Below are 14,770 nucleotides of genomic sequence, written 5' to 3'. Positions count from 1 at the left end.
CTTGTACGCCGCAGGGGCCGGAGCGGGCGCGGGCGCAGGCGATGGCGCAGGCGCAGGTGCCGGTGCCGGTGCTGGTGCTGGTGCCGGTGCTGGTGCTGGTGCTGGCGCTGGTGCTGGTGCTGGTGCTGGTGCTGGTGCTGGTGCCGGTGCTGGTGCCGGTGCCGGTGCTGGTGCGGGCGCTGGTGCAGGTGCCGGCGCTGGCGCTGGCGCAGGCGCTGGCGCGGGCGCAGGAGACGGCGCCGGTGTGGCGCCACTGCCATCGCATGGGCCGATGTCTTCCCAGACGCCCCATTGGCCTGTGGTAGTGGGATCTTCGCCGCGCGTCCACCATTTGTTCCGATACATGCGATCGCCACGGGTTACCTGCATGCCAGCCTTGTCATAGGCCTGACTGGACGACCACGCCGGCGCGCATGCAGCTGCCGAGGGCGAAGGCGCCGGCACTGGTGCTGGTGCTGGCGTCGGTACTGGCACTGGTACAGGGGCCGGTGCTGGCGTGGGTGCTGGTGCTGGCGTGGGTGCTGGTGCCGGAGCGGGAGCGGGTGCAGGTGCAGGTGCCGGCTTTGGTGCCGGTGCCGGTGCCGGTGCGGGCGCGCCGCCATCGCACGCACCCTTGTCATCCCACGGGCCCCACTGTTCGGCGCCCGGCGTATTGTTCCGGGTCCACCATTTGTTCTGGTAGGTCCGGCCGTTGTAGCTGACCGCCTGTCCCGGCTGCGGATAGGTGGCGCCACTGTCCCATGCGGGCGGGCATGGCGCCGCAAGCGCGGCTTGCGACGCGAGCGATGCGGCGCATGCGGCGGCGGCCACCGCAATGCTATTCAATGAAAACAACGGACGCATATTCACACTCCAATTGATCGATCGGCAGGCGTTGCGCACAACGCCACCACACAAGGCTTCGCGGCGACGCTCGAAAAGCGTTCGCGCGACGGCCTCCGTCATTGCTTGATCGGACAGAGATGGAGCGCCGACATGCGCGCCGGCATATCGGCGCTCCATCCAGGGTCGCGACGGACTACTGCCGCATTTCACCCATCACCTTGAGCAGTTCCGCGTCGGGGCTGTCGCCGTCCAGTGCCCACGAGAACACGCCGCGCAGATTGTTTTGCTTGGCGTAGTTCACTTTCACGCGCACCACAGCGGGCGTGTCGTAGGACCAGAAAGTGCTGCCGTCATATTTCCAGGACTGCCTGGTGATCGGATGCTCGCGCACGGTGCCCGGCCGGCTCTTGAGCACCTTGTAGTCCTCGATGCCCAGCTCGTAGGTGCCGGGCGCCGGCTTGGTCGCGGTCTGATAGAGCCCGTCGCCTTTCGGTCCCGCTTGCACGCCGGTCCAGCCGCGTCCGTAGAACGGAATGCCCACCACGATCTTCGAAGCCGGCACACCCTTGGCCAGCAGCGTCTTCACCGCGGTGTCGACGTTGTAGCTCCGGCCGACATCCGTTTTCGCATTGGGGCTGTCCGGGTCCGGGTAGAGGTGGGACTGGAAGTCCGTCGGGCCGGTCGGCTCCCAGCCGCCGTGGAAGTCGTAGGTCATGACGTTGATCCAGTCGAGCGACTTGCTGTACTCGGCCGGATCCGTGTTGGCGATCTTGTCGCCGCCCGATCCGATGGCCGCTGTCAGCGCGTAGCGCTTGCCGGTTTGCGCGCCGTAGGCATCGAGCTGCCTGCGGAATTCCTGCAGCAGCAGCGTGTAGTTGGCCTCGTCATTGGCATCCACGTTGTTGTACGGCTGGCCGCCGCCACCGGGGAATTCCCAGTCGATGTCGATGCCATCGAACACGCCTGCGCCCGAGCCTTCGCCGCCCGCGTTGCCGGCGGAATCAAACGGCAGATTGCCCTTGATGTAGAGGTTGATACAGGACGCCACCAACTGCTTGCGCAGTGCATCTGTCGCCGCGGCTTTGCTGAACCACTTGGACCACGTCCAGCCCCCCAGCGAGATGTACGCCTTCAGGTTCGGATGCTTGGCCTTGAGCTTCTTGAGCTGGTTGAAGTTGCCCTTGAGCGGCCCAACCTTGCCGTTGCGCGGATCGTTCCAGGCCATCGATCCGGACCAGGTGTCGCCCACGCCATCGACCGAATCGGAGCTCTCGAAGCCCTTGGCGAAGTCAGCCCAGGCATCGCCGCCGTCTCCGGCGCCCGGGGCGTTTGGATCCGTCGCGCCGACTTCGAGCTGGTTGATGATGTCGCATTCATAGCCGCCGTTCCGCTGGTAGATGTTGCCGAAGGCGTAGTTGATGAACGTGAGCCGCTGCGCGCTGCCCGACCTGTCGACATCCTTGACCTTGTAGTTGCGCCCGTAGATGCCCCACGCCGCGAAATATGCGCCGACTTCCTTGCCGCCCGCCGACGGGCTCGGCGCCGGTGAAGGCGCGGGAGCGGGAGCCGGCGTCGGAGCCGGTGTCGGTGCTGGTGTCGGTGCTGGTGCCGGTGTCGGTGCTGGTGCTGGTGCTGGTGCCGGTGCCGGTGCCGGTGTCGGTGCTGGTGCCGGTGTCGGAGCCGGTGCAGGAGCAGGAGCAGGAGCGGGTGCAGGTGCAGGTGCAGGTGCAGGTGCAGGTGCAGGTGCCGGAGCGGGAGCCGGAGAGGGAGCGGGCGTCGGCGCGGCACTGCTATCGCATGCGCCGATATCCTCCCACACGCCCCATTGGCCGGAGGATGTGGGATCGTCGCCGGAGGTCCACCACTTGTTGCGGTAGATGTGCCCGTTGCGCGCCACCTGCGTGCCGGTCTTGGCATAGACCGTGCCGGACGACCATTCGGCCGGGCATGCGCCAGCCGCCGGGCTTGGCGCCGGAGATGGCGATGGCGATGGCGATGGCGTCGGAACTGGTGACGGTGACGGTGACGGCGATGGTGATGGCGCGGGCGAAGGCGTCCCTCCGCTCTCGCAAGCGCCCTTGTCCTCCCACGGTCCCCATTGCTCCGCGCCTGGCGTATTGTTCCGGGTCCACCATTTGTTCTGGTACACCCGTCCGTTGTAGCTGACGGAGCTACCAGTTTGTGCATATACAGCGTTGCTGTCCCATGGCACGGGACACGGCGCGGCCATCGCGGATTGCGTCGCCATCGAAGCGACGCAGGCTGCGGCGGCCACCGCAAGGGTGTTCAAGGAAACTAACGGACGCATACGACACTCCCTTCTTGATCAGATCAAAGGCGCCAAGCAAAACGCCTTCGCACGAAAAATGCGCCAATGCCCTTTCCGGGCGTTACGCGCCTCTATCTCCTCGTCATGCCGCTTTCTGGGAAGAACACGAATTTCCACTCTTCATAGGTGGTTGCCAACGCAAAACTGCTGTACCGATCCGGGAATTCATCCTTCTTCAAGGGCGTGCCCGGTGCATTGCTGTAGACGCCAAACAGCTCCCGCGCCGGCCCGTTGATGACCTGCCATGGACCACCCGTCATCGGGTCGGAATACGCATCTCGCAGATGCCGCCGCACAAACGACGCGCGTGGATCGCGCACCAGATCGCGTATTTCCATGGGATACGCGCCGCTCGTGTCGGCCCGCACATAGCTCTCGATGCCGCGCCGGATCGCATTGCCCTTGCGCAGCAGATCGATCTCCTTGTTCCGCTGCGTAATCGTCGTCCACATCTGTCCCACACTTGCCAGATAGATCCCGAGCAGCGCCACGCACACCAGCACGCCGATGATGCCGACGCCGTGCGCCCGCCTGCCACGCATTGCGTGGCGCCGTTGCGCGCTACCACGATGCATAGTCGCTCCCGTCCGCGCCCTTGCCTGGCGCACCGCTTCTGACGTCGTACACGCCCGGCTTGCCGTCCGGCGAGGGCGAGGTCTTCCACGTCGAGCGGCTTCGCGTCACGGGGTCCAGCGGCACCTCGCGCAGGTATTTCTTTTCCACCAGTTCCTCCAGCGTCTGCGGATACTTGCCCTGGTCCGCGCGAAAACGGTCGATCGAATCGCGCATCGAGCTCAGGTTTTCCCGCAACACGGTCTCCCTGGCCTTGTCCGTCTGACCGAAGAACTGCGGCACCACAAGCGTCAGCAGCGTGGCGATGATGGCCAGCACCACGAGCAGTTCGATCAGCGTGAATCCACGTAGCATCCGTTTCGGCATGGCCTTCACCACCTGCGATAGGGAATGCCGTTCAGCCCTTCTTCCTCGGACAGCGAATACACGTCGTACACGTCGTCTCCTTCGCTGGGCGATTCGGCAGAGCTTGCATAGCTGCGTTTTCCCCACGTCTGCCCGTCGCTCTTGCTCGGGCAATTGCACATCGGGTCCCGCAGAATGCGCCGCAGAAAATAAAGGTTGGCCTTGCTCGGGCTGGTTTTGTCCAGCACGCCTTCGACCAGCACATCGAGGTTGGGCGGATAGCCGCTGTCGCCCACGGCGCGATCGATCTTTCCGTCCTCGGCCGCCTTCTTGTAGGCATCGAGCGCATCGCGGATCTGCCACAGCGCGCGCGTCAGCTGCTCTTCGCGATCGCGTTGCACCACCATGTGCTGCAACGGCAGCGCCACGCTGGCCAACGCCGCCAGGATGGCCAGCGTCACCAGCATCTCGATGAGGGTGAAGCCGCGCGTCTTCATTTCGAACGCGCCTTGTCGGTCTTGGTCGCGCCGGGCAGTTGCAGCGGCGGCGGCGGAATCTGCACACCCTTGGGTGGCACGACCACGTCCTCGTTGGTGGGGAACAGATCGCGCTCGGTGGTGACGCGCGCTTCCGTACCGGAATCGAAGGACACCACGTTGCCCGCCGGCATAGCCTGGTTGCGCACCACGCGCGGCGTCAGCATCAGAATCAGTTCGGTCTGCCGGCCGTCATTGGTCTTGGTGCCGAAAATGCGATCGAACCCCGGTATGCGGCTCAGGCCCGGCAGTCCGGATCCGGCATCGCGCTGGTTGCGCTGCAGCAGCCCCGCCAGCACCTGCGTCTCGTTGTTGCGCACGCTCATCACCGTTTCCGCCGTGCGTGTGCCGATCTGGTAGGCCACCAGCCCGGTGCTGGTCTCGATCGTGTCGGTGACGTTGGAAACTTCCATGCGCAGCTTTACCTGCACCTCGTTGTCGCCGACGATCACGGGCGCCACCTCGAGCGTCAGGCCCACGTCCTGATAGTTCACGCTCTCCGAGCTGAAGTTGCTGGACAGCGTGGTGGTCACCACCGGCAGGCGGTCGCCGATCAGCACCTTGGCCTTTTCGCGGTTGCGCACGCGAATGCGCGGCGTGGCCAGCGTCTTGGTCTTGCCCTGGCTCTGCAGGAAGTCGACGCCAAGCGGCCCGATCTGCACCAGCACGTTGCCGCCGTTGATGCGGCGCAGCTCGTCCATCGTGATGTAGCCGGGCACGCGCTGCTGACCGTCGTCACCGGAGGACTGCAGCGAGAACTGGGCACTGGTTGGATACTTGATGCCGAGCTGCAGCAGATCCGACGTCGACACCTCGAGCACCTGCGCCTCGATCACCACCTCGGCCGGCGCAACGTCGAGCGCCGCGATCAAACGCTCGGCCACGCGGATGGTCTCCGGCGCGTCGCGCATGATGATTGCGTTGGTGCGCTCGTCGAGCACCACGTCGCGCGTCTTGACCATCTGCTTGAGCATGGCCAGCACCTGCTGCGCCTGCGCGTTCTGCAGATAGAACGTGCGCACGGTCAGGTCGCGGTATTCGGCTTCCTTGTCCTGGCGCTTCGGATAGATCAGCACCGAATTGCCGCTGACGATCTTGCTGGCCAGTTGGTTGGCCTGCAGCACCATCGACAGCACCTGCCGCACGGGCGTGTTGTTGGCGAAGATGGTGGTCGGCGCGCTGGCCGGCACATCTTTGTCGAATGTGAAGTTGAGCCCGGTGATGTTGGAAACCAGCTCGAAGATGCTGATCAGCGGTTGATCGCGAAACTGCACCGAGATCGGCTTGTTGAGATCGCGGCCGAGCGTGGCGGTCAACTCCGGCGTGCGCGCCGCCAGGATCTCGTCGCGCAGCTTGCTGGCGCGGGTATTGCCCGGCTGCTTCTCCAGCACATCGTGCAACGCGGTCAGCGCTTCGTCGGCGCGCGTAATGCGGATCGACGCCGCATAGTTGATCGCGGCATCGATCGGTCCTTGCCGCTCGATCCACTCGATCATGGCGCGCGGACCGTCGTCGCCCGGCGCCGCCTGTTGCGCCTTGCGCGCCCATTCCAGCGCCTGCTCGGAGTCGCCGCCTTCGTAGGCCACCGACGCCTTGCCGATATACGCGTCGACGATCTGCCGGCGCATTTGCAGATACCGGCTGCGCAGGTCGAGATCATCGGGCTGGTCCTGGGACTTCTGTGCGAGCAATTCCAGCGCGGCGTCCGGCGAGAGCGTGTTCAGTTGCTCGTCGAGCTCGCGCTGACGCAGCTCGCTGGCGCATCCGCCCAGAAGCGGTACCAGCAACCAGACGGCCAGAACGCGGCGTTTGCCCTGCTTGCCCCTGAGTCGGCTCATTTGGCTCCTCCCAATGACAACTTCTGTTGGCGCTTCAACGGCAGAAACTGCAGGCGAAGTTCGCGGCGATTGATTTCTTCGATCCGGTACGTTTCCATCAGGACATCGCCCTTGCGCAGGAAACCGCGCCGCTTGCATCCCACGCATACCGGAAATTCGCGACCCGATGCGTTGAGCACCACGTAGAACGTGCCGTCCGCGTCGAGCCACAGCGAGCGCACCGTGAAAGGCAAAGCCGGCGGCTGCGGCGGCGCCGCGGGCGCAGCGATCGCGGCGGGATCGGGTGGCGGCGGTGGCGGCGGGTCCCATCGCTGGCTCGGGAAGATGTCCACCGGCGCGCTTGGCGTCGCCGCAAGCGTGGCAGTGGGCCGCTGCGAAGCCTGCGGCTCAGCGCCGTGCGCCGCAGTGGAACCTGCTGCTGCAGAATCGGAAGCGGCAACGGCGCCGGGCGCGATGGAGGCGGGATCGTGTGGCGCGCCATCGCCCTTGCCGGGCGCCGCTGTCGGGGCAGCCGCGCTTTTCGCGGCGGCCGCATTCTTTGCGCCGGTCGACTTGGGGGGCGCCGGTTGCGCATCCGGGGCGGGCTTATCCGCATCATGCAGATAAGCCAGTGCTACCAGCCCGATTGCCAACAGCAGCGCGGCCAGTAACGGGCGCGACACGTCGGGCCTGCGAGGCGCGTGCCGGGTCACGATTGCACCTCCACGACGTACTGGCATTGCAGTTTCACTTCGAGCTGCGTTGCCGCGATGGCTTGTCTTGAAATGGTCACGCGTTCGCAGCGCACGCCGGGTACGCGCCGCAATTCCCCCAGGAAGCTGCGCATCTGCAAGTACGTGCATACGAAAGTGGTTTCCAGTAAATAGCGTTTGATGGTCTTGACGTCCTTCGTCTCAACCGCCTGGTACGAGATCTGCGGGATCGACAGCGCAGCGTTTTCCGCCGCCGAATGGAATCCGTGCAGGAATTCGAAGAAGCGGCGGTCGGCGCTGACCTCCGTCGGCGCCTCGTCGGCCGATGGCGCGGGAGGGTCCTGCAGCTTCGCGATGCGTGCGTCGAGCGCTGTGCGGCGCGCGGCAATGTCACGGCTCAACGGCCAGATCTCCAGCAGCGTCAGCAGCAGCACGGCCAGCACCAGCACCGCGGCCAGCGTGCCGAACATGCCCAGGCGCCACCGCGCGCGCTGCAGTTCCCACATCCACCGTGTCATTTTTTGCCTCCGGATGCGTTGTCGGAATGCAGCGGCCGATTGGCGGCAACGCCGCCGAACGGGCGCCACGTAATCTGCAACGTGGTTTCGACCGCTTTCACCGCGCCGTCGGGCTTTTCCAACTGCCGTCTCACCGCGACGCTTTCCGTGCCGGGCTCACGTTCCAGCCAGTCCGCAAAGGACAGCGCCTCTTGCGCGGTTCGCGTTTCCATCACCAGGTCGATCTGGCGCGACGCGGTGATGATGTCGAGCGACAGAAACGCCATGCCGGGATTCCAGCCGCACTCGACCAGATCACGCGCGGGCTCCGCCGCAAAGCGCTGCATCGCCATCAGCGCCGACGCCGTATCGCTGGCGCCCTTGCGATGCGCGTTGCTGATCGCCGCGAATCTGGCTTCGTTGCGCGCGACGTCGGATTCGCGCGCGTCGAGCTCCGCGCCCTGCTCCTTCATGTCGCCCATGCTCTGCACGGCAACGATCAGCAGTGCCACGGCGAGCAGCACCGCGAGCAGTCCTGCCGAGCGCTTCGGCTGGTTGGGGCGATTGGCGTCCAGTCGCTCGATTTTCATGCCGCGATATCCCAGGGCGCCTGCAGCCATTCGGTGCCGTGCGTGCCCGAAACCATGTTCCAGCCGGCCTGCGACGCGATCACATACACGCGCTCGGGATGCGATGTCGCGCACAGCACGCTGGCGTCGCGCATCACGTCGGCGAACGGTCCCAGCACCGGCAGCGCGGTAAAGCCGGTCCAGCGGCCCTCCTGACGAAAGCCGATATGCGCGACCGCCACGTCGGCGGCCACCGGCTCGAGTTCCACCACGGCGATCGCGCCATCGCGCACACGGCTGGCCTGCGTGGAAAGGCCGAGCATGAATGCCGGTTCGATCGCGGTCAGTTGCATGCCGCGCGATTTGCACAGGCGCGCCACGCCGCCGCACAAGGCTTCCGGCACGGCTGCAGCGAGGCGGCTTTGCCCCCACGAGCCGTCCGGCACCACGAAGCGCCACGCTTCCACACCGCTCAGGCCCGCCTGCATGAACTGACGCCGCGCCAGCGTGACCCAGTCGCCGGGACGCGGCAGCGCCTGCCAGGGCAATACCAGGTAGCGTGCGAACGGTGCGCCAAGCACTACGCGCAAGCCATGCATTCCCCGCATGCGGGGCCGGGCGACCACGGCTTCCATCGCCGTGAGCGCGGCCGGCACGTCGGCCACGTTCGGCAGTTCGAGGCGATGCAGCACCTTGCCAGACGGCCCCAACAGCGCGGCGTGATGGCCGTCGACCCAGAGCGTCGACTGGCTCCAGAACGGCACGCCCGAGCGCGGCGCGCTGGCAACGGTGCGATGTGCCGCGCCCGCGCGCGGCACACGCGACGGCCCTGCCAGACGCTGCCGTACCTGATCCCACCACTTCACCAATGCATGCGCCATGATTACTCCACGATGGTGACGCGGTTGACTTCGGCAAGCGTGGTGCGGCCGTCGGCAACGGCCCGCAGCGCGACATGCCGCAGCGGAATGAAGCCGCTCTCGCGGGCCACCTGCTTGAGTTCGACGATCGGGCGACGCTCGAGGAAACACTGCTTGATGCGGTCGTTCAGACGCAGCACCTCGGCAATCGGCTGGCGTCCCAGATAGCCGGTGTGGCGGCACGCGTCGCACCCGGCGCCGCGGCGGAAGTGCCAGCCGGCAACCGCATCGCGTGTCAGCGCCGAGATCCGCAGCATGGAATCGTCGGGCGCCACGTCGTCACAGATGCAATGCGGACAGTTCTTGCGCATCAGTCGCTGCGCGACCGCGCCAAGCAGTGCGTCGACAAAGCTGTGCATGTCGACGCCCATGTGCAGGAACCGGTCCAGCACCGAGAAGACGTTGTTGGCATGCACCGAGGTGAGCACGAGGTGACCGGTCAGCGCAGCTTGCACTGCAATGCCAGCGGTTTCGCCGTCGCGGATCTCGCCGACCAGGATCTTGTCCGGGTCGTGCCGCAGGATCGAACGCAACCCGCGCGCGAAGGTAAGGCCTTTCTTGTCGTTGATCGGAATCTGCAGCACGCCGTTCAGCTCGTACTCCACCGGGTCTTCGATGGTGATGATCTTTTCCTCGCCGGTATTGATTTCGGTAAGCGTGGCGTACAGCGTGGTGGATTTGCCCGAGCCGGTCGGGCCGGTCACCAGGATCAGGCCATAGGGTTCATGCGCGACGGCGCGGATCGCCTCGACGATGTCGGGCTCGTGACCGATCGAATCGAGCCGCAATTCTCCGGCACCCTGTTCGCCGCGCTGCTTGTCAAGGACGCGCAGCACGGCGTCCTCTCCATGGATCGACGGCATGATCGACACGCGAAAATCGATCTCGCGCCGATTGATGAACGCCTTGAAACGGCCGTCCTGCGGCACGCGCCTCTCGCCGATATCGAGCTCGGCCATCACCTTCATGCGCGACAGCACCTGCTCGGCCATATCCAGCCCGGACGCCGTGGCGGTGGTCTGCAGCACCCCGTCGATGCGGTACTTGATGATCAGGCCAGTGGCAGTGCTTTCGATATGGATGTCCGAGGCGCGCGCCTTGAGCGCGTCATAGAGCGACGAATTGACCAGCCGGATCACCGGATTGACGTCGCTCGCCAGCGTCGCCAGCGTGATCTCGATGCCGGTGTCGGCCACCGCAGCCTGCCCCTCGCCGACATTGACGGGATTGAGCGCCTGCTGGCTGCCTTCATGGACGGCCATGTACGCGAAAAGATCTGACGGCACGCAGCATGCGAAGGCGAACACACGCTTGATGCGCTGCATCGCCCAGACGCGCACGTTGCCGTCGAACGGATCGGCCAGCACCAGCAGCAGGCGCGCGTTTTCGTCGCGCATCAGCACGCAGTGGCGTGACACCGCCTCCGCATACGGCAACAGGTCGAACTGGGGCGCAAGCTGCGCCAGTGTGTGCGCGTCGATGCCGCGCAGGCCGATCATCGCGGTCACGCGCCGCAGATACTCGCGGGCGTCCTCGCCCGCTTCGTCCCATATCCTGGCCTGCATCGGCCGGGTGTCGGCCGGCTCGGCGGCTTCGGCGTGCACTGCGTCTTCCGTATTCACGATGGTCACCCCACACTGCCAGCCAGTTGAAAGATCGGCATGTAGAGCAGGAAAATCACCGTGCCGACAATGCCGCCAACCACCAACATCAACACCGGTTCCACTACGCGCATCAACGTATCGATCGCGCGATCCAGTTCTTCGTCGCAAAATTCGGCGGAGCGCGTGATCATGGCCGCCACCTCGCCGCTCTGCTCGCCCACGCGAATCAGTCGTTCGGCGACCGGCGTGGTCAGATCGGCGGCCCGTAGCGAATTCGACAGCGCCTTGCCGCCGCGGATGTCCGTCAATGCGCGCAACAGCGCGTCCTGCATGGCGCGCGGCAGCAATTGCGCCGATATCTCGATGGACGCCACCACCGACATGCCGCCGGCCAGCAGCAGGCCGAGCGTGCGATAAAAGCGCGTCAGCGCAAACAGACGCTGGTAAGTGGCCAGCGCGGGAAAGCGCATCAGCCCGCCGATCAACCATGCACGCACCCGCGCGTTCTTCAATGCCATGACGATCGCCGCAATGCTTGCCACCATGCCGGCCAGCAGCATCGTGCCGTGCCGTTCCACGAGTTCTCCCCACCAGAGCATCACCTGGGCGGAGAACGGAATGTTCTTCATCGATGCAAACACCTGGCTGAACTTCGGGATCACGTAGAACGCCAGGAACAGAATGATCAATGCCCCCGTGGCAATGACGATCGACGGGTACACCATCGACGACACCACCTTCTTTCTCACCGTCGCCATGCGGGCGTCGTAGTGGTGGTAGCGCTTGAGCGCTTCGGCAAGATGCCCGGTCTTCTCGGCCGACGCCACGGTCGCCACGTAAAGCGGCGGAAATTCGTCGGGCAGCCGCTCCAGCGCCTTCGACAGCGGCTGTCCTTCATATAGCGCGCTCACGATGCGCTGGAACACCGTGCGGTTGATGCCCTCCTTGCTTTTGTCGCGCAGCGTCTCGATCGTTTCCACCAGGCTTAGCCCGGCTTCCAGCAGCGCGATCAGTTCCTGCGTGAACAGCGAGCGTTCGAATACCTGCTTGCGCAGGCGGATGCGCAGCGCATGCTTGACCGGCGTGGCCTCGACGATCTGCAGGCCCATCTCGGCGACGATGGTGCGCAAGTGGTCCTCGTCGTCCGCGACAACTTCCACCTGCTGCTCTCCCCCTTCGCCATCGACCCTCACGCGATATCGCACCACCATGGCTCCCGAGGTCATTGCGCAACGACATCCTGGTCTTCGCCCGTGCCGCCGGGCTTGCCGTCGGCGCCCAGGGTCCGCAGGTCATAGTCCTTGCCGTTTTCGCCCGGCACGCGGTACACGTACGGCCTGCCCCACGGGTCCGGCGGGATTTCGTTGGTCATGTAGGGACCATCCCATCCCGGCGCGTTCCCTTCGTTGACCATCAACGCCTTGAGACCGGCCTCGGCGCTCGGGTACTTGCCCGTGTCGAGCCGATACCGGTCCAGTGCGCTCGAAATGCTCTTCATCTGCGAGGCCGCCGTCTTGGTACGGGCCTTGCCCACTTCACCGAACAGCTTGGGGCCCACATAGCCCGCCAGCAGCGCGATGATCAACAGCACCACCAGCAGCTCCAGCAACGTGAAGCCGCCCCGATGCAGCGGGTAAGACATGAACCTGCCTGACATGCCGTGACGCCCTGGCGCCCTGGTGTTGCGTGCTGACATAGCGGCCTCGCATGAAGAGTCGTGACGGACTACTTGCGCATTTCACCCATGACGTTGATCAGCTCACCATCGGCGGTGTCGCCGTCCAGTTCCCAGCCGAATACGCCCCGCAGGTTGTTCTGCCGTGCGTAGTCCACCTTGGCGCGCACCGTGGTGGGCGTGTCGTAGGACCAGAAGTTGGTGCCGTCATATTTCCAGGACTGCTTGGTGACCGGATGCTCGCGTACCGTGCCCGGCCGGCTCTTGAGCACCTTGTAGTCCTCGATGCCCGCCTCGTAGGTGCCCAGCGCCGGTTTTGCCGCGCTCTGGTAGAGCCCGTCGCCGTTCGGTCCCGGTGGCACGCCGGTCCAGCCGCGTCCATAGAACGGAATGCCCACCACGATCTTCGAAGGCGGCACGCCCCTGGCCAGCAGCGTCTTCACGGCAGCGTCCACGTTGTAGGTGCGGCTGTTTTCCGTCTTCGCGTTGGGGCTGTCCGGGTTCAGGTACAGGTTGGACTGGAAGTCCGTCGGACCGGACGGCTCCCAGCCGCCGTGGAAGTCGTAGGACATGATGTTGATCCAGTCGAGCGGCTTGCTGTACTCGGCCGGATCCGTGTTGGCGATCTTGTCGCCGCCCGATCCGATGGCCACCGTCAGTCCGTAGTGCTTGCCGGTCTGCGCACCGTAGGCATCGAGCTGCCTGCGGAATTCCTGCAGCAGCAGCGTGTAGTTGGCCTTGTCGTTCGGCTCTACGACGTTGTACGGCTGGCCACCGCCACCGGGGAATTCCCAGTCGATGTCGATACCGTCGAACACACCGGCCGCCGTGCCTTCACCGCCTGCATTGGCACTCGAGTCGAACGGCAGATTGCCCTTGATGTAGAGGTCGATGCAGGACGCTACCAGCTGCCTGCGCAGTGCGTCGGTCGAGGCGGCCTTGCCGAACCACTTGGACCACGTCCAGCCGCCCAGCGAGATGTACGCCTTCAGGTGCGGATGCTTGGCCTTGAGCTTCTTGAGCTGGTTGAAGTTGCCCTTGAGCGGCCCGACCTTGCCGGTGCGCGGATCATCCCAGGACATGGAGCCCGACCAGCTGTCGCCAACACCGTCCACCGATTCTGCGGCCGTGAAGCCCTTGCCGTAATCCGCGAAGGAGTCCCCGCCCTCGCCTGCATCAGGCGCGTTGGGATCCGCAGCACCGGGTTCCAGCTTGTTGACCATGCCGCATTCATAGCCGCCGTTCTTCTGGTAGATGTTGCCGAACGCATAGTTGATGAACGTGAGCTGCTGCGCGCTGCCCGACCTGTCGACATCCTTGAGCTTGTAGTTGCGCCCGTAGATGCCCCACTGCGCAAAATACGCGCCGACTTCCTTGCCGCCCGCCGACGGGCTCGGCGCCGGTGAAGGTGCGGGAGCGGGAGCGGGGGCCGGAGCCGGTGCTGGTGCCGGTGCTGGTGCCGGTGCAGGGGCCGGTGCGGGGGCCGGTGCGGGGGCCGGAGCGGGCGCCGGTGCAGGGGCCGGTGCGGGGGCCGGAGCGGGCGCTGGTGCAGCACCACCGTCGCACGCGCCAATATCCTCCCACACGCCCCATTGGCCGGTGGACGAGGGATCGTCACCCGAGGTCCACCACTTGTTACGGTAGACGCGCCCACTGCGCGCCACCTGCGTGCCGCTCGTGGCATAGACGGTGGCGGACGACCATTCGGGAGGGCATGTGCCAGCCGATGGGCCTGGCGCCGGAGATGGCGATGGCGTCGGAATTGGTGCCGGTGCCGGTGCCGGTGCCGGTGCTGGTGCAGGTGCAGGTGCAGGTGCAGGTGCAGGTGCCGGAGCCGGTGCCGGTGCCGGTGCCGGGGCCGGTGCGGGCGAAGGCGACGCTCCGCCTTCGCAAGCCCCCTTGTCCTCCCACGGTCCCCATTGTTCAGCGCCCGGTGTATTGCCCTTGGTCCACCAATTGTTGCGGTAGTTGTGGCCGTTGTAGCTGACCACGGCGCCCGGCGCTTGATAGGCCATCTCGCTAGACCATTCGACGGCGCAATCGGGCGCAGGGGCGGCAGCCCGCGTGGCGACGTCTCCAGGCAGCCTGACGGTGGAAACCATCGCAGCGGCCGGGCCGGTATCGCGCCACAGTGTTGGCGACGCTGCCGGATTCCATCCGGCTCCCGCTGCCGCTGTATGGCTCTGGATCGCCTGGTAGTTGCGCCCCTGGTAGGTCACCGTCGTGCCTGCCGTGTAGGACGCGCCGTCCTGCCAGTCAGCCGCCGATGCGCAGACTGCGTATGCCGCCAGTACGATGGCTGTCGCCGCGAAAAGTCGGCCTCTTCGATAATATCGCATGAATTCACCTCGTGTTTTCTATTACGCG

At 65.6% G+C, this 14,770-nt stretch carries 15 protein-coding genes and 1 pseudogene; 2 read left to right on the top strand and 14 right to left on the bottom strand.

Annotation, left to right across the window (positions count from 1 at the left end):
• The first annotated feature begins 41 nt into the window (after positions 1-41).
• Both F7R19_RS29890 and F7R19_RS30510 read left to right on the top strand, forming a co-directional pair.
• Positions 42-305 (top strand): hypothetical protein, encoded by a 264-nt coding sequence (locus F7R19_RS29890; RefSeq protein ID WP_170292639.1) that lies wholly within the window; start codon positions 42-44, stop codon positions 303-305.
• A gap of 108 nt (positions 306-413) precedes the next feature.
• Complete coding sequence (locus F7R19_RS30510) at positions 414-701, top strand: hypothetical protein (protein WP_157779587.1); 288 nt, start codon at positions 414-416, stop codon at positions 699-701.
• Here F7R19_RS30510 and F7R19_RS30670 read toward each other — a convergent pair.
• The 14 genes and pseudogenes from F7R19_RS30670 to F7R19_RS22845 all read right to left on the bottom strand — a co-directional run.
• Positions 679-843, bottom strand: a pseudogene (locus tag F7R19_RS30670) (hypothetical protein); the annotation flags it as partial. The gene F7R19_RS30510 and the pseudogene F7R19_RS30670 overlap by 23 nt on opposite strands.
• Before the next feature lie 175 nt (positions 844-1,018).
• Positions 1,019-3,073: a glycosyl hydrolase family 18 protein gene (locus tag F7R19_RS22905; RefSeq protein WP_170292640.1), complete on the bottom strand. Its 2,055-nt coding sequence runs from the start codon at positions 3,071-3,073 to the stop codon at positions 1,019-1,021.
• A 152-nt stretch (positions 3,074-3,225) separates the two neighbouring features.
• Positions 3,226-3,696 carry a type II secretion system protein gene (locus tag F7R19_RS22900; RefSeq protein WP_244788055.1) on the bottom strand — a complete coding sequence of 157 codons (471 nt, stop codon included), beginning with the start codon at positions 3,694-3,696 and terminating at the stop codon, positions 3,226-3,228.
• 19 nt (positions 3,697-3,715) lie between these two features.
• A complete protein-coding gene (locus F7R19_RS22895; protein WP_061959224.1) occupies positions 3,716-4,093 on the bottom strand; it encodes a type II secretion system protein in 378 nt (125 codons plus the stop codon).
• Positions 4,094-4,098: 5 nt separating this feature from the next.
• Positions 4,099-4,569, bottom strand: a complete 471-nt coding sequence (locus F7R19_RS22890; protein WP_150982115.1) for a type II secretion system protein — start codon at positions 4,567-4,569, stop codon at positions 4,099-4,101.
• Positions 4,566-6,446, bottom strand: a complete 1,881-nt coding sequence (locus F7R19_RS22885; RefSeq protein ID WP_061959200.1) for a secretin N-terminal domain-containing protein — start codon at positions 6,444-6,446, stop codon at positions 4,566-4,568. Before F7R19_RS22885 ends, F7R19_RS22890 begins: the two co-directional genes overlap by 4 nt.
• On the bottom strand, positions 6,443-7,108 hold the full coding sequence (locus tag F7R19_RS22880; protein ID WP_150982114.1) for a hypothetical protein: 666 nt from the start codon (positions 7,106-7,108) through the stop codon (positions 6,443-6,445). Before F7R19_RS22880 ends, F7R19_RS22885 begins: the two co-directional genes overlap by 4 nt.
• 26 nt (positions 7,109-7,134) lie before the next feature.
• Positions 7,135-7,656, bottom strand: coding sequence for a hypothetical protein (locus F7R19_RS22875; protein ID WP_061959198.1), 522 nt, complete (start codon positions 7,654-7,656; stop codon positions 7,135-7,137).
• Positions 7,653-8,225, bottom strand: coding sequence for a hypothetical protein (locus F7R19_RS22870; RefSeq protein WP_150982113.1), 573 nt, complete (start codon positions 8,223-8,225; stop codon positions 7,653-7,655). Before F7R19_RS22870 ends, F7R19_RS22875 begins: the two co-directional genes overlap by 4 nt.
• Positions 8,222-9,085: a hypothetical protein gene (locus F7R19_RS22865; protein WP_150982112.1), complete on the bottom strand. Its 864-nt coding sequence runs from the start codon at positions 9,083-9,085 to the stop codon at positions 8,222-8,224. The genes F7R19_RS22870 and F7R19_RS22865 overlap by 4 nt, the downstream gene beginning before the upstream one ends.
• A 2-nt stretch (positions 9,086-9,087) precedes the next feature.
• Positions 9,088-10,746, bottom strand: a complete 1,659-nt coding sequence (locus tag F7R19_RS22860; protein ID WP_223506180.1) for a GspE/PulE family protein — start codon at positions 10,744-10,746, stop codon at positions 9,088-9,090.
• A gap of 5 nt (positions 10,747-10,751) precedes the next feature.
• Positions 10,752-11,954 (bottom strand): type II secretion system F family protein, encoded by a 1,203-nt coding sequence (locus tag F7R19_RS22855; RefSeq protein WP_223506182.1) that lies wholly within the window; start codon positions 11,952-11,954, stop codon positions 10,752-10,754.
• Positions 11,951-12,370, bottom strand: a complete 420-nt coding sequence (gene gspG, locus F7R19_RS22850; RefSeq protein ID WP_157779685.1) for a type II secretion system major pseudopilin GspG — start codon at positions 12,368-12,370, stop codon at positions 11,951-11,953. Before gspG ends, F7R19_RS22855 begins: the two co-directional genes overlap by 4 nt.
• 83 nt (positions 12,371-12,453) lie before the next feature.
• Positions 12,454-14,742 (bottom strand): glycosyl hydrolase family 18 protein, encoded by a 2,289-nt coding sequence (locus tag F7R19_RS22845; RefSeq protein ID WP_150982111.1) that lies wholly within the window; start codon positions 14,740-14,742, stop codon positions 12,454-12,456.
• Positions 14,743-14,770 lie beyond the last annotated feature (28 nt).

This window comes from Cupriavidus pauculus (assembly GCF_008801835.1).
Classification (GTDB): domain Bacteria; phylum Pseudomonadota; class Gammaproteobacteria; order Burkholderiales; family Burkholderiaceae; genus Cupriavidus; species Cupriavidus pauculus.
Note: the sequence above shows the minus strand (reverse complement) of the source record. Positions and strands in the feature narration are given on the sequence as shown.

Excerpts from the sequence above, each read along its gene's own strand:
- F7R19_RS29890 (WP_170292639.1), top strand. The coding sequence starts at position 42 with ATGGCGCAGGCGCAGGTGCCGGTGCCGGTGCTGGTGCTGGTGCCGGTG.
- F7R19_RS30510 (WP_157779587.1), top strand. The coding sequence starts at position 414 with ATGCAGCTGCCGAGGGCGAAGGCGCCGGCACTGGTGCTGGTGCTGGCG.
- F7R19_RS22905 (WP_170292640.1), bottom strand. The coding sequence starts at position 3,073 with ATGGCGACGCAATCCGCGATGGCCGCGCCGTGTCCCGTGCCATGGGAC.
- F7R19_RS22900 (WP_244788055.1), bottom strand. The coding sequence starts at position 3,696 with ATGCGTGGCAGGCGGGCGCACGGCGTCGGCATCATCGGCGTGCTGGTG.
- F7R19_RS22895 (WP_061959224.1), bottom strand. The coding sequence starts at position 4,093 with ATGCCGAAACGGATGCTACGTGGATTCACGCTGATCGAACTGCTCGTG.
- F7R19_RS22890 (WP_150982115.1), bottom strand. The coding sequence starts at position 4,569 with ATGAAGACGCGCGGCTTCACCCTCATCGAGATGCTGGTGACGCTGGCC.
- F7R19_RS22885 (WP_061959200.1), bottom strand. The coding sequence starts at position 6,446 with ATGAGCCGACTCAGGGGCAAGCAGGGCAAACGCCGCGTTCTGGCCGTC.
- F7R19_RS22875 (WP_061959198.1), bottom strand. The coding sequence starts at position 7,656 with ATGACACGGTGGATGTGGGAACTGCAGCGCGCGCGGTGGCGCCTGGGC.
- F7R19_RS22870 (WP_150982113.1), bottom strand. The coding sequence starts at position 8,225 with ATGAAAATCGAGCGACTGGACGCCAATCGCCCCAACCAGCCGAAGCGC.
- F7R19_RS22865 (WP_150982112.1), bottom strand. The coding sequence starts at position 9,085 with ATGGCGCATGCATTGGTGAAGTGGTGGGATCAGGTACGGCAGCGTCTG.
- F7R19_RS22855 (WP_223506182.1), bottom strand. The coding sequence starts at position 11,954 with ATGACCTCGGGAGCCATGGTGGTGCGATATCGCGTGAGGGTCGATGGC.
- gspG (WP_157779685.1), bottom strand. The coding sequence starts at position 12,370 with ATGTCTTACCCGCTGCATCGGGGCGGCTTCACGTTGCTGGAGCTGCTG.
- F7R19_RS22845 (WP_150982111.1), bottom strand. The coding sequence starts at position 14,742 with ATGCGATATTATCGAAGAGGCCGACTTTTCGCGGCGACAGCCATCGTA.